Annotated in this window: 14 protein-coding genes; 7 read left to right on the top strand and 7 right to left on the bottom strand. The window is 54.7% G+C overall.

Annotated features, from left to right (window positions below):
* Positions 1–72 precede the first annotated feature (72 nt).
* On the top strand, positions 73–1,155 hold the full coding sequence (locus FHI25_RS07065; RefSeq protein ID WP_210516277.1) for a tartrate dehydrogenase: 1,083 nt from the start codon (positions 73–75) through the stop codon (positions 1,153–1,155).
* Positions 1,156–1,207: 52 nt separating this feature from the next.
* Here the strand turns inward: FHI25_RS07065 and FHI25_RS07060 are convergent, their stop codons facing one another.
* Positions 1,208–2,143, bottom strand: a complete 936-nt coding sequence (locus FHI25_RS07060) for a LysR family transcriptional regulator (RefSeq protein WP_210516275.1) — start codon at positions 2,141–2,143, stop codon at positions 1,208–1,210.
* Between the two features lie 102 nt (positions 2,144–2,245).
* On the opposite strand from FHI25_RS07060, the gene FHI25_RS07055 reads away from it, so the two are divergent.
* Both FHI25_RS07055 and FHI25_RS07050 read left to right on the top strand, forming a co-directional pair.
* A complete protein-coding gene (locus FHI25_RS07055; protein WP_210516273.1) occupies positions 2,246–2,566 on the top strand; it encodes a nuclear transport factor 2 family protein in 321 nt (106 codons plus the stop codon).
* Positions 2,566–3,345, top strand: a complete 780-nt coding sequence (locus tag FHI25_RS07050; protein WP_210516271.1) for an SDR family oxidoreductase — start codon at positions 2,566–2,568, stop codon at positions 3,343–3,345. Before FHI25_RS07055 ends, FHI25_RS07050 begins: the two co-directional genes overlap by 1 nt.
* 25 nt (positions 3,346–3,370) lie before the next feature.
* Here FHI25_RS07050 and FHI25_RS07045 read toward each other — a convergent pair whose 3' ends face one another.
* Positions 3,371–3,826: a MarR family transcriptional regulator gene (locus FHI25_RS07045; protein ID WP_210516269.1), complete on the bottom strand. Its 456-nt coding sequence runs from the start codon at positions 3,824–3,826 to the stop codon at positions 3,371–3,373.
* 220 nt (positions 3,827–4,046) lie between these two features.
* Here FHI25_RS07045 and FHI25_RS07040 point away from each other — a divergent pair, with 220 nt between their 5' ends.
* From FHI25_RS07040 to FHI25_RS07030, 3 genes are all read left to right on the top strand, one after another.
* Entirely contained in the window at positions 4,047–4,826 is a 780-nt protein-coding gene (locus FHI25_RS07040; protein WP_210516267.1) for an alpha/beta hydrolase, read from the top strand.
* A gap of 364 nt (positions 4,827–5,190) precedes the next feature.
* A complete protein-coding gene (locus FHI25_RS07035) occupies positions 5,191–6,681 on the top strand; it encodes a SulP family inorganic anion transporter (protein WP_210516265.1) in 1,491 nt (496 codons plus the stop codon).
* Positions 6,682–6,706: 25 nt separating this feature from the next.
* A complete protein-coding gene (locus FHI25_RS07030; RefSeq protein ID WP_210516263.1) occupies positions 6,707–7,561 on the top strand; it encodes a universal stress protein in 855 nt (284 codons plus the stop codon).
* A 321-nt stretch (positions 7,562–7,882) separates the two neighbouring features.
* On the opposite strand, the gene FHI25_RS07025 is transcribed toward FHI25_RS07030, so the two are convergent.
* Positions 7,883–8,845: a hypothetical protein gene (locus FHI25_RS07025; protein ID WP_210516262.1), complete on the bottom strand. Its 963-nt coding sequence runs from the start codon at positions 8,843–8,845 to the stop codon at positions 7,883–7,885.
* 133 nt (positions 8,846–8,978) lie between these two features.
* Positions 8,979–9,956, bottom strand: coding sequence for a helix-turn-helix transcriptional regulator (locus tag FHI25_RS07020; protein WP_210516259.1), 978 nt, complete (start codon positions 9,954–9,956; stop codon positions 8,979–8,981).
* Between the two features lie 272 nt (positions 9,957–10,228).
* On the opposite strand from FHI25_RS07020, the gene FHI25_RS07015 reads away from it, so the two are divergent.
* A complete protein-coding gene (locus FHI25_RS07015; protein ID WP_210516257.1) occupies positions 10,229–11,299 on the top strand; it encodes an alpha/beta fold hydrolase in 1,071 nt (356 codons plus the stop codon).
* On the opposite strand, the gene FHI25_RS20570 is transcribed toward FHI25_RS07015, so the two are convergent.
* The 3 genes from FHI25_RS20570 to FHI25_RS07000 all read right to left on the bottom strand — a co-directional run bounded on the left by FHI25_RS20570 (position 11,259) and on the right by FHI25_RS07000 (position 14,267).
* On the bottom strand, positions 11,259–12,422 hold the full coding sequence (locus FHI25_RS20570; protein ID WP_246878922.1) for an AraC family transcriptional regulator: 1,164 nt from the start codon (positions 12,420–12,422) through the stop codon (positions 11,259–11,261). The genes FHI25_RS07015 and FHI25_RS20570 overlap by 41 nt on opposite strands.
* A 139-nt stretch (positions 12,423–12,561) precedes the next feature.
* Complete coding sequence (locus FHI25_RS07005) at positions 12,562–13,158, bottom strand: hypothetical protein (protein ID WP_063085856.1); 597 nt, start codon at positions 13,156–13,158, stop codon at positions 12,562–12,564.
* A gap of 137 nt (positions 13,159–13,295) precedes the next feature.
* Positions 13,296–14,267, bottom strand: a complete 972-nt coding sequence (locus FHI25_RS07000) for an Hsp33 family molecular chaperone HslO (RefSeq protein ID WP_210516255.1) — start codon at positions 14,265–14,267, stop codon at positions 13,296–13,298.
* Between the last annotated feature and the right edge of the window lie 138 nt (positions 14,268–14,405).

The following is a 14,405-nucleotide window of genomic DNA, read 5'->3' as shown; positions in this document are numbered from 1 at the left end:
CAATAATCAGCCCCCCGGTTTTCACCAAACCGACAAGCCACCAAAAAACACACATCAGCGGAGAACAGCACCGTGACACGCCCCACCCACAAAATCGCAGTCATCGCCGGCGACGGCATCGGAACCGAAGTCATGCCCGAAGGCATCCGCGTGCTTAAGGCCGCCGCCGAAGTTTTCGACCTCGATCTGGTGTTTAATGAATTCGAATTCGGCTCGTGCGACTACTATCAAAAGCACGGCCAAATGATGCCCGATGACTGGCGCGCACAGATCGAACCGCATGATGCGATCTTCTTTGGTGCGGTCGGCTGGCCCGATACGGTGCCGGACCATATTTCGCTGTGGGGATCGCTGATCATGTTCCGGCGCGACTTTGACCAGTATGTCAATTTGCGCCCGGCCAAACTGATGCCCGGCGTGCCATCGCCGCTCGCGGGTCGCAAACCGGGCGATATTGATTTCTATGTCGTGCGCGAAAACACCGAAGGTGAATATTCCTCGGTCGGGGGCAAGATGTATCCCGGCACGGACCGTGAAATCGTCATTCAGGAAACCGTCATGTCGCGCACCGGCATTGATCGCATCCTGAAATACGCGTTCGAGCTGGCCCAGAAACGCCCGCGCAAACATGTGACTTCGGCGACCAAATCAAACGGCATTTCGATCACCATGCCCTATTGGGATGAACGCGTGATCGAAATGGCGAAAAACTATCCCGACGTCACATGGGACAAATATCATATCGATATTCTGACCGCCCAGTTCGTCCTGAACCCGGATCGCTTTGATGTCGTCGTGGCCTCGAACCTGTTTGGCGATATCCTGTCCGACCTTGGCCCGGCCTGTACGGGTACAATCGGCATCGCGCCATCGGGCAACATCAACCCGGAACGCAAATTCCCCTCACTGTTCGAACCGGTCCATGGCTCTGCCCCGGATATCGCTGGCAAGGGCATCGCCAACCCCATCGGTCAGATTTGGTCCGGGGCAATGATGCTTGATCACTTGGGCCATACCGATGCCCATGATGCCATCATGCGCGCCATTGAGGCCGTCCTGCTCGATGAAAACCTGCGTACCGCTGACCTTGGCGGCAAGGCCAACACCGTCACCTGTGGCGAGGCGATCGCCAAGGCGCTTCTCGACAACGCCTGACCGGCATTTCAAAATGCAAGAAGATCCGGAGCACTCTGGCCAACAGCCTTGGTCAGAGTGCAATTGGACTGACAGTCGGCTTGTTTGACGCAGCGCCCCGCCCCAGTTCTCGGGCGAGCGCAACAAACGCCTTGTGCCCCGCCGACAGATTGCGCCGACCGGGATAATAAAGGCACAGCTCTGAAAATGGCAGCGTCCAGTCGTCAAGCACGCGCACAAGGCGCCCTGCTTCGATGTCCGCAAGAACATCACGCTCCATAAAACAGCCAACCCCGATATCTTCGAGAACCGCCGCGCGCGCAAGACTTGCCTCGTCGAGTGTGATGGGCCCGTTCACGTCAATCTGAACCGCTTCACCGTCCTTTTCAAACCGCCATCTGAAAACCGATCCATCCGGCAGCCTTACCCGGATGCATTTATGGTTCAGAAGGTCCGGCGGGACCTTCGGCTTTTTACGATCCTTGAAATAGTCGGGGGATGCAACGATCGCATATTGTTGAACACGTCCAAGTGGCACTGCGATCATGTCACTGGGAATCAACCCTGAAACCCGCACCCCCAGATCGAAACCTTCCGCGACGATATCCACCAGTCGCCCTTCGGTCACCAGATCAACATGCATGTCCGGAAACCGGCGAAGATATTCGAATACAAGTGGTGAAATCACCTCACGCGCCGCAAAAGGGGCCGCATTGATCCGGATGGTCCCTGACGGCGTTTCTCTTTGTGAGCGAACCACTTCCAATCCATCATGGATGCTCTGAAGCGAAGGACCGACCTGGTCGACAAACAGCCTGCCCGCATCCGAGAGCGATACGCTTCGTGTGGTGCGGTTAAACAACCTGACACCCAGACCAGCCTCAAGCTTGCTGATTGCATGGCTCAAGGCTGTCGTCGAAACCCCCATATCAATAGCTGCCCCGCGAAATGTGCCGCGTTTGGCAATTGCCATGACAGCTTCCAGATCGTTCAAGACGATACGTTCCATTGTCCCGATTTTTTCATCTCTACATCAATTATTGTCCGTATTGTTAGTACAATGAATCCGGATTATCTGTCGAGATACAAGTCACCGTAAGGAGTGAAGGCGATGGATATGATTGATGCTGTACAGGCGTATTTCGATGCTGATCGAAACCAAGATCCTGACATTCTGACAAAAGTGTTTTGCACGGATGCAATCGTTCACGACGAAGGCGAACGTCACGTTGGATCGACCGAAATCCAAAACTGGTGGCTGGCAGCGAAGGCAAAATACAACCATGTCGCCGAGCCTCTTGAGACAGAGACAACCGGTGACAAGGTCACGGTTCGCGCCAAGGTAAGTGGAAATTTCCCAAACAGCCCGGTGACGCTGAACTACGTCTTTTGCATCAAGGACGGAAAGATTGCCGAGATGGGCGTGAAATGATGTCAGATTTTCTTACCCTGAAAGGAAAGCGCGCCCTCGTTACCGGCGGGACAAAAGGTGCAGGCCTCGCAACATTCAAGCTATTGCGCGAACTGGGTGCAACCGTTCTGACCACAGCGCGCACCCGTCCGGAGACGTTTGCTGACGATCATTTTATCGCAGCCGACCTGACCACCGACGACGGCTGTCTGTCAGTGGCAGAGGCAACAAAACAACGCCTTGGCGGTGTGGATATTATCGTCCATATGCTTGGCGGTTCATCCTCACCTGCTGGCGGGTTTCGCGCGTTGTCTGATGATCATTGGCATCAGGAACTGAACTTGAACCTGTTTCCGGCCGTTCGACTTGATCGGCATTTGATCCCTGACATGATCACCCGGGGACAAGGCGTCGTCATTCACGTGACCTCAATCCAACGCGAGCTCCCGCTGCCAGACTCAACAACTGCCTACGCCGCAGCAAAGGCTGCTTTGTCGACCTATAGCAAGGCGCTTTCAAAAGAAGTCTCTCCCAAAGGTGTTCGCGTCATGCGCGTCTCACCGGGCTGGATAGAAACAGAAGCCGCCGTCCACTTGGCAGAACGCCTGGCAGAACAAGCAGGCACCGACTATGACGGTGGCAAAAAGATCATCATGGATGCACTTGGCGGCATCCCACTGGGTCGCCCGGCAAAACCCGAAGAAGTCGCCAACCTGATTGCATTTTTGGCATCTGATCGCGCCGGTGCCATAACCGGTACGGAATATGTCATTGATGGCGGAACGGTTCCGACGGTTTGAAGACCATGCGATCAAAACGTGCCGGTTACCAGTCCACACCGTTCTGGTAAATCAGATCACGGAGTTGCTTTGTCTTGCTGTTCAGATCCGCAAGCTCATCCGGGCTCTGACCAGAGGCCTGTAACAGCGCAGCACCAAGGCAACCTGCTTGATCACGAAGCGCCAATCCGGCGGGTGTTAGCGTAATCAGAACCTGTCGTTCGTTATCCGGGTTTCTTTCCCGCCTTACCATACCGGAACTCTCAAGACGCTTTAACAAGGGTGTCAGAGTGCTTGATTCCAATGCCAGTCGATCAGCGATTTGGCCGACACTCTGGGTGTTTTGCTGCCAGAGGATATTCAGAACCAGATATTGCGGATAGGTCAGGCCAAGTTTGTTCAACAACGGCTTATAGAGCCGCTGGATCGCAATCCCTGCGGAATAGATCGCAAAGCATAGTTGATCTTCAAGGGGCACGGGAATGTTGGATTCTTCCGACAAAAGAGACTCCTTTCTGGCACCTGATCTCAAGGTTTATTCACGATAATATATATCGCGATAATTATTTTCTGGACAAGAGAATTAATCCAACTTAATAGTTATCGAAATAACATTTATCGCGATAACTATTAAGTATCCCACAGCACGTCGCAAAGCGACATCCAACACTGCGCTGCTTTCGACATTCAATAACTACACTGACCAGAAAAGGATTACGGAAATGAAGAACAAGATATTGAACATCGCCGCTGCCATCGCATTGTCCTTGGTATCCGCAACATCTGCGCAGGCAGACGACAAGACCGCAGACGGCAACAGCATTCGCAATGTCGTGCTCGTTCACGGGGCATTCGCCGATGGAAGCGGTTGGCGCGGCGTTTACAATGATCTGACGGCGCGCGGGTACAACGTAACCATCGTACAGAACCCGCTTACGTCTTTGGCCGACGACGTTGCCGCAACAAAACGCGCCCTTGATCGTCAGGATGGACCGACTGTTCTCGTCGGGCATTCTTGGGGCGGAACCGTCATCACCGAAGCAGGCATAGATCCCAAAGTTGCCGCACTCGTTTACGTCGCGGCCCTCGCGCCGGATGCTGGTGAAACGACAGGCCAGCTCTATGAAGGCTATGCAACGTCGCCGGAATTCGTTCTGGACATTCACACCGACGGTTATGCCTTTGTTGAACCCGAAAAGTTCAAACAGGGCTTTGCAAATGACGTCAGCGATGCGGATGCCGCCTTCATGCGGGACTCACAGGTTCCAATCAACCTCAAGGCATTTGAAACCAAGCTTCAAAACGCTGCCTGGAGAACAAAACCGAGCTGGGCTGTCTATGGAACCGAGGACAAGGCATTCGATCCCGAAATGCTGGCCGCGATGGCCGAACGGATCAACGCCAAGGTCACCAAGGTTTCCGCCAGCCATTCTATTTTCATGACCCAGCCGAAAGTGGTCGCAGACACAATTGACCAAGCTGCCAAAGCAACCAACCAATAACATTTGGTCTATCCCAGGCAGGAGCAGGTAAGATTCCCTCACTTACCTGCTCCGACGGCTTTACATTCTGGCTGTTTGAGCAACCAAACCACCACTTCTCATTTCTCCGCACCCACGCCCAAAATTTCCACAATACAATCATCCGCAATTCACGGTCCTGCCCCACGGTTGTGTAAAATCTTAAATTGGTATAGGTACAGCCTGCTGCGACGCAGCAACGAACGGGATGGTCTTGGGGAGACCTGTCGCTGAATTTCCGGCTGACGGATCAAAAAGACCGCCTGATGACATTCCAGCCCGCGGGACAATCAATCGCCAGATCTGGCGATTGCGCGGTCGGGCTTGACCGAGACGGAGATTTTCTGTGAATAGCGATTTTCTGCCGCGTTTGCGGGCTGAATGGCTTGGCAACATTCGCGCCGATGTGCTTTCGGGCCTTGTCGTTGCGCTGGCCCTGATCCCGGAAGCCATTGCCTTTTCCATCATTGCCGGTGTTGACCCGAAGGTCGGGCTTTATGCCTCCTTCTCGATTGCCGTGATCACCGCCATCTTTGGCGGCCGTCCGGGCATGATTTCGGCGGCGACCGCCGCCACCGCCGTTCTGATGGGATCGCTTGTCCGCGAGCATGGCCTGGATTATCTGCTGGCCGCGACCGTTCTGGCCGGCGTCATTCAAATGCTGGCAGGTGCGCTTCGTCTGGGGTCGCTGATGCGCTTTGTTTCCAAGTCGGTCATGACCGGGTTCGTTAATGCGCTCGCCATCCTGATCTTCATGGCCCAGCTGCCGGAACTGACCAATGTCAGCTATATGACCTATGTGATGGTCGCAGGCGGTCTTGCCATCATCTATCTGTTCCCGCGCATCACCAAGGTCATCCCGTCGCCGCTGGTTTGCATTGTCGTTCTGACGGGCCTGTCGTTCTTTATCGATGCCGATCTGCGCACCGTGGGCGATATGGGCGCGCTGCCCGATGCCTTCCCGGCGATCTATTTCCCGGATGTGCCGCTGAACCTTGATACCTTCCTGATCATCCTGCCCTATTCGGCAGCGGTCGCGGCTGTCGGTCTTCTGGAAAGTCTGATGACGGCCCAGATCGTTGATGATCTGACCGACACCAGCTCCAACCGCACGCGCGAATGCTATGGCCAGGGGATTGCCAACTTCTTTACCGGCTTTATCGGCGGTATGGCCGGTTGTGCGATGATCGGCCAGTCGGTGATCAACATCAAATCCGGTGGCCGTTGCCGCCTGTCGACCTTCCTTGCCGGTATTTTCCTTTTGATCCTGATTGTCGTTCTGGGCGATCTGGTGGCGATCATTCCGATGGCGGCCCTTGTCGCGATCATGATCATGGTGTCGATCGGGACATTCAGCTGGTCCTCGATCAAGGACCTCAAGACCCATCCGCGCAGCTCCTCCATCGTGATGCTGGCGACCGTGATCACGGTGGTGGGTTCGCACAACCTTGCCATCGGTGTTCTGGTCGGTGTGTTGCTTTCGGGTATCTTCTTTGCCTGGAAGATCGCACAGATTTTCCGTGTTACCAGCACGCTTTCGCCAGACAGCACGCACCGCACCTATGAAGTGCGCGGCCAGATCTTCTTTGCCTCGGTCGAAGACTTCACCAAGGCCTTTGATTTCCGCGAAGCGCTCGACAAGGTCACGATTGATGTCAGCCACGCGCATATCTGGGACATTTCAAGTGTTGCAGCCCTTGATATGGTCGTGCTCAAATTCCGCCGTGAAGGGGCCGAGGTCGAGTTGATCGGTCTCAATGAAGCCAGCGAGACAATCGTCGATAAACTGGCCATCCACGATAAGCCCGGCGCGCTTGAACGCCTGATGGGCCACTAGGGAAACTGGGAAAGGAAGACGATCCATGACACATCTGATCGCACTGATCGATGGATCAGGCTATTCGCAAAGTGTATGCGACCTGACCCGCTGGGTGGCAGAACGGACCGAAGCCTCGGTTGAACTGATGCACGTGCTGGGCCGGCGCAATACCGATTCCGAACCCGCCGACCTCAGTGGCAGCCTCAAACTCGGTGCCCGTTCGGCGCTACTCAAGGAGCTGGCGGATCTTGACGAGCAGAAAAACAAGCTCGAACTCAAGCGCGGTCGTCTTCTGCTTGAAGAAGCCAAAACCGGGCTTGAGGAAAAGGGTGTTGGCACGGTAACCACCAAGCTGCGCCATGGCGATCTGGTCGAAACCATTGCCGAGTTCGAAGGTGATGCCGATCTGATTCTGGTTGGCAAACGCGGGGAAGCGGCCGATTTCGCCAAGCTGCATCTGGGCTCCAACCTTGAACGAGTTGTGCGTTCGGCCAAGAAGCCGGTGCTTGTCGCATCGCGTGCGTTCAAGCCGATCAACAAGTTCCTGATTGCCTTTGACGGCGGCGAAAGTGCAATGAAGGCCGTGCGCCACATTGCATCGGGCAAGCTGTTTACCGGTCTGCCCTGCACACTGCTTTCGGTTGGCAAACCCAATGACACCTTGCAGGCAAAGCTTGATGAAGCCGCAGGCATCCTGCGCAAGGCGGGCTACGAGGTTGATGCAGGCTTTGCATCGGGCGAGCCCGAAGACGTGATCAAGGACAAGATCGAAGCGGAAAATATCGACCTTCTGGTCATGGGCGCCTATGGCCACTCGCGTATCCGCAACCTGATCATCGGCAGCACCACCACCGAAATGGTCCGCTCCTGCCATGTGCCGGTGATGATGTTCCGCTAACCGCGCTGATTTTTACAATCATCAGACAAACAAAACCCCGGCGGGTTATGCGCCGGGGTTTTGTCATACTATTACGAACACTGTCTATTCTTGCCCGAATGAACGGGTCGCCGCCCTTACTAGGACCCTGTACTGGACGGAACAGGTATCACATTTTGGGGTGAAAGGGATTCCAGCGTTTTTGCTACGTTTGCGCGGCTTCCAACAGCGTTGGGGTTCTTAATCGTTTTCGTACATCCGCCAGCGCTCACGAGTGCACCAAGCACCGCAACGAGCATCAGTTTTTTTGTCATTGAAATCATAACGTCACCTCTACCGGCATCAGAAGAATGTCATAAGGCCGACCACTGTTTTGGTCGAATCATACAGGTCATTGAAAACAACATGATCAATATTGCCATAAACTGACACACTGTCTGTCAGGCTGTGTTGGGCACTGATTGATATCTGTCCATAATCTCGATCAAGCGGCTCCTCACCGGGCAGCGTCTCAAGACCAAACAGGCGTACATATGTCAGATGCGCGCCCAAGGTCGTATCTTCCGTCGCAAACCAGGTCCCGTTCAGCGAAAACCCGTTTGACCAGGCCCGCGAATACCCTTGTCCAACACTGTTGCCCGGTTGGAAATTTGCACTCATATGGCTCAAACCGATCTGATCGGATGCACCAAACAAGAAATCGTCATAGGCAAACAAGTCAAAATCCACACCGCCATATGCGCTATAGATATCGATGTCGGTTTTACTCGTGTCTGCACCATTGAAAACCACATCTTGGTCGCCCGTCGCGAATTCCCCTCCGCCCATCACACGAAAATACGGTGTTACAAAATGCGTAACCCCGATCCCCGCACCAGCGAGCGAACTGTCAGTTTCGATACTTGCAAACTCGTTAGACCCTTCGCCATCAGTTTTGGCGAATGTCAGATAAGGCACAACGAACGTATCGTTGCTACCTGTCGCAACAACACCACCAAACTTGAAGCCCCCGGTTTTGGATTTATCCGGATTGGGAATGTCACTGTGTTCGTCGAATTTGGAATAGGACAGCTCCGCAAACACTGCGGCAAGATGTATGCCTCCCGCGAAGTCGCTAGCTGTCTCACCTTGGCCGTTTTCATCTTCCGTGGCGTCTTGCGCAACGGCAGGTGTCACCAGCCCCCCGGTCATTAGCATTGCAAATGCAATCATTACCCTGCCGGACCATGACGATGGTCTGACAGCCTCCCCGGAATCAAACTTCATCATACGAGTCCCCTTGTCGCCTCTAGGCACATCACGCAAAACACAGCCTGTGCTCCGCAATTTAATTCGGGGACCTTATCCAAAACTGACGATGCAGTGCGTCCAAAGAAGATGCAGTGTGTCTTTATTGATTTCTGACCGCCACGTATGCACTTAAAGGCAATAAGCCGACTTAAGTTGCTTCGTGATAAGCGCGAAAATCGGTTGGAGACATACCGGTATATTCCCGGAAGGAACGTGAAAATGCTGCAGGGGATTTATATCCTGAACGATAGGCAATCTGTTTGACCGACAGGTACGGAACCATGCCCAAAAGAGAGACCGCATTTTCAAACCGGTACCGGCGGATCATATTTCCCACCGTTTCATGATGCAGCTCGAAAACCTGATAAAGATGGCTGCGCGAACACCCGAGACTCTGCGCAATCACTTCCGCTGTCAGATCCATACGGCCAATACTGATCTGGATAAAACGTCGGCTACTCTCGTAAATCGCGACTGTTGAAATCTCTTCCTGCGGATCATGACCATCAACACCTTGTGCCAAGACACCAAGCGAGAGCTCCACCGCCACCTTCATCGCAATTTCCACTTCTTGCGTGGCAAGATCCTCTCCTTGCACTGCCATATTCTGCAAGTGGGACCTGAGCATATCGGCCATTCCACCATGCGCCCAAAAAGAGACACCCTGATCCAATTTCTCGGCACCACCATTCAGGGCCAACATCGCTGAATCACGATTGATCGCGAGATAAACATGGGAATGAGTATCCGTGATTGTCGTCAAGGAGCGCGTCCCATCACCGACAACAGCCGATCTGCCTGCTGCAATTTCCGGGCAAACATCATCTCCGTAGATCAGTTTTACCCGACCCCCGACCGGAATGCTGATCATCGCGAATTCGCCTTCAGGCCTGGCAAAATTCACGACCCTATCGTCGCTTCGCGACAACCCAAAAATCAATCCATCGCTGGCAACACATTGCAGCAATTCGGCATTATAGTTTTTTGCCCCCTCATGTGTCGGGGTTTGAATATCAATTCGATGATGAAGACTGCGCCAATATTCAAAACGCAAATCAGAACGTTCATGGCGCGTTGACAGGCGTCGAAACCCTGCACCAGAAGGTGCCGGCTTGTCTTTATGCATTGCTCACCTGTTCCCAACCGGTTTTTCCTGCCGTGTTGAACACGGTCTGAAAACCAGAAAATTATTATTGTATCGCAACTATTTAACCGAGATAGACAGCTCCTTCAAACATTTTTCGTTGAAAAACTCATAATCCCAAACAACCCCAAACATCGCCAGCCCCCGGCCAACCAACCGGGGCTTTTTTTGTCCTAGATCGCGATCTAGGACGCCAAACGACACCTGACCGGTAAAGCTCATCGCATGATTTGATTTGTACAGAGGACCCAAATATGCTGCGCTTTGCACCTACCACTTTTGCGCTTATGGCTTTTGCCATTCTGGCCTTTCTTGTCACTTCCACGCCATCACAGGCATCCCCCGATGCGGTTGGTTTCCGGGAACTCACCATCGCCGCCAATGACGGTGACCGCGCATTGGCCGGTGCGATCTGGTATCCGACGGCGGATACAAAACCGCCAATACGCATCGGTGAAAACCCGATCTTTTTCGGTCATATGATGCAACCTGATGCCAACATTCAGGACGGACGCCATCCATTGGTCGTGATGTCACATGGCTTTGGCGGCAACTGGCGCAATCAGGCATGGCTTGCCATGGCCCTTGCCCGGACAGGCTACGTGGTTGCTGCCATCAATCACCCCGGCACCACCAGCCGCGATCTCACCGCCGAGGTCGGGCACGAATTGTGGCTCCGTCCGCGCGATATCAGCCATCTGATTACATCCCTTACCAATGACACGGCATGGTCGCCCCATCTGGACGCGGCCAACATCACGGTGATTGGTCATTCACTGGGCGGATGGACGGTGCTGGAGCTTGCCGGGGCGCGAATGGACATGGATCGGATGGATGACGAATGCCAAGCGCATCCCGAATTCGCCGCCTGTGATGGCCTCGCGACGCTGGAGGTTGGCAGCACAATGGCAGATCGCAAAATGCTGGCCGCCGACCTCAAAGACGAACGGATCCGTGGCGCCATCTCGCTTGATCTTGGCCTTGCCCGTGGCTTTACCCAGGCAAGTCTGGCGGCGATAGACATCCCGGTTCTGGTCATTGCCGCCGGTGCGCCCAATCCCAAAATCCCCAAGGACCTTGAATCAGGTTATCTGATCGAACACCTGCCGGCCGATTTAACCCGTTACCATGACCTGCCCGGTGCGGCGCATTTCAGCTTCCTGCCGGAATGCAAACCAAATGCCGCGATCCTCCTTGAACAGGACGTCCCCGGTGATGGCATTATCTGTCTTGATGGCGGCGAGGCAACCAACCGATCAGCCCTGCATCAGCAGACCATCACGCTTATTCTCGACTTTCTGCGTTCTCTGAAAACAGCTTCCTGATCGGCCCAAACGGTTGATCGGGGGTCGGTTGATCGGGGGTCGGTTGATCGGGGGTCGATTGATCAGGATTTGGGTCCGCGTCACGATAAGCCCGTGGACCCATCCCGGTCACGCGGCCAAATTCGCGGTTAAAGTTCGATTTGGTCTGAAACCCGCAGTCAAACATGATTTCGGTCACCGGCTTTTCGGTCGTTCGCAGCAACATTTGCGCCTCTGCCACGCGGTATTCATTGACGACCTGTGACACATTGCGCCCGAACCGGCGGTTAATCGCCCCGGAAATCTGCCGTGCCGGGATCACCACCCGGCGCGCCAATCGATCGAGTGTCAGATCAGGATCGCGATAGAGGTGCTGCGCGTGCATGACCTCATCGATTGCGACAAGGATGGCATCATCCTCGGCGATATCGTTGTTGTCTTGCGGACTGTCTTTTTGCTGCGCAAGAGCGGGCTCAGTCACGCTTTCAGTCAGCTGCGTGGTCTGCGGACTAAGCCGCTCCAACCGGACCATCAGCAACGCCAACACCACCAGAACAACCAACTGCGCAGTGCCGACGATTGTGGCGACGTTTGTGCCCTTCGTGATGCTGAAATCAAGGGCGATCAACCCGTCGACGAGTCCTGAGAAAATCAGCGCCCCGCCAACCACGGCAACAATGCCCCGAACCGATCCGACATCGCCCAGCCGTGCCTGCGCAAAACGGTCTTCGCCGCGACTGGCCAGAACCATCAACGCAATACCATATCCGGTAAATTGCAGTGCAATCAGGAAATCAACCTGGATATGCCATTGCCGCCAGGTCAGACTTGCGATGAAAATCGCCAGAACCGGGATAACATGCAGCCACCGCCATCTGGTTTTTGACCGATCCTCAGAACCGAGTGCGGCAAAACACATCCAGGCGATGGGCGGCAGCATCGCGGCAAACAGGGGCCGCAAGAAACGGAAAACCGGCAGATCAAATTGCCAGCGCAGCCCGACCATGATCACCAGTGCCAGACTGGCGGCAACGAAGATCCGCATGCTTCGCCCAACCGGACCAGCCGGACCGCGCAGGATCAGGCGCACCAGCAAGATCGCCAGCAACAAGGCAACAACAAAGGGCAACGGGATTTCAAACATAAGGCTTGGCACAATCTGGCAATGGGCAATCGTAACCTGATGTTTGTCCCGCGTGTCGCAGGGACGCGCAACAAAAAAGACCGCGATGACAGATCACCGCGGTCCTTGGGCTTTGTTCAAATCTCAAACGGGACGTCGATCACCGCAACAGGAAACGACCCAGATTGTTGTTGATCTGGCGTTCCATTTCGCGATCAAGATCCATCAAAAGGGCCGTGGTGGCGTCATAGACCGCCTGTTCGCGTTCGGCGACCGACATCGATTCCGAAAGCGTACGTGACCGTTCTGCCATCGCCGTTACCTCGCCCTTCTGCATGCCATTGGGGTCAAGCAGCTCAAGCTTGGCTGCGACCTTAAGATCGATCTTGTCGGACTGATCGTCGGTAAATACACCCTTGATGCCCTTGGTGGTTTTAAGCGCGTTCGAAGTCACCGAAGCCTCGGTCACGCTATAACGCAGCATGTCATTGGTGCCTGCCGTCTGGATGCGGTCATCGGGCCAGTTCATCGCCATGCGGCCCAGATTGAACGGCAGGGACGACTGGATCGATCCGTCCTCGTTGTCTGACCAGGCCGCAACCTTTTCAATCGGACCGGCGGCAAAGACAATCGGATCAAGATGGCGCCATGTCACATCGGGATAGGTCGCAACCGGGCCGCTTGTGCAAGCCGCCATCAGCGCAAGTGCCGCCCCGGCAACAACGGCGCGCAGGCCCTTGATGGACATAACCGTCATGTCTTCGATCTCCTTTGATCAATCACACAGATAAAAAAACAACGCCACCATGGCGTACAAATTCCATGGTGACGTTGCTTGATGATTAAGGCAAGGCTGTGACGAACAATTAAGCCCCGAAGCCCCTGAAGCCGCTACTAGATTTTCGGCGATGCCGCTTCGGGATCATCTGCCTTGAGCTGGCGAAGCTCGGCTTCGTTAAAGCCATAACGCGTGTTGCAGAACTGGCACGATACGCCAACCTCGCCTGTATCGGCTTCGCGCATCGAGAGCAGCTCCTCAAGCGGATAGGTCACAAGCGCGCCTTCGATCTTCTCGCGCGAGCAACGGCATTTGAACTGAAGCTGGGTCTGTTCAAACACGCGTGGTTCCTCGTCATGGAACAGGCGCCAGATCAGGTCATGGGCCGAAAGCGAGATATCAACAAGCTCGTTCTCGGTCGCACTCGCCATCAGGATGGTTGATCTATTCCAGTCTTCAGATACCTTTTCGGCCTCTTCCGGGGTGCTTGCATCGCCCGATGCGCTGACCGGCATTTTTTGCAGGAACAGCCCGCCAACCCACCAGTCATCTGCGGTCTCGCCGCGATGCACTTCGAGCTTGAACGATGTTTCAAGCTGCTCGGACTGACGGAAATAGGCCTCTGCACATTGCGCCAGCGTCTCGCCCTCAAGCGATACAATCCCCTGATAACGTTCGTGCTCGTCGCCCTGATCGACCGTAAAGGCAATATGCCCCCGTCCCATCAGTTTAAGAACCTGACCCCGAAGCGCGTCCTCGCCGCCTTCTTCGGCTGCGATCATGGCGTTGAGGCGTTCTTCATCGACCCGAAGACAGGCGCGCACATTGCCATCGCTATCGACATCGACCACCAGCATGCTGATCGGCCCGTCCGAGCTGGTCTGAAGGGTAAACAGGCCTTCATATTTCAGCGACGAGGACAACAGCACGGCAAGGCCGATGATCTCGGAAAGCAGATGGTTGGCAAGCGCAGGATAGGTGTGCTGCCCGATGATGGTCTGCACCGTCGGGCCCAGGCGCGTGAAGCGGCCACGGATGTTGGAATGATCCAGCGTGAAGGGCTGGCAAAAATCGACAGCAATCTGCATTTTCAGCTTCCGCGTTTTTACGTGTTGCGGGGCGTATAACAACTGCGACCCCGCGTTGTCGAGGTGCATAAGACAACCACCTGACAGCATAGCAAAGGGCGGCCAATGCCGCCCTTCAAATTCGATATGGCTTATTTA

This window comes from Thalassospira sp. ER-Se-21-Dark (assembly GCF_017922435.1).
In the GTDB taxonomy this organism is placed as follows: Bacteria; Pseudomonadota; Alphaproteobacteria; order Rhodospirillales; family Thalassospiraceae; genus Thalassospira.
This window is presented reverse-complemented; position numbering and strand designations above follow the sequence as displayed.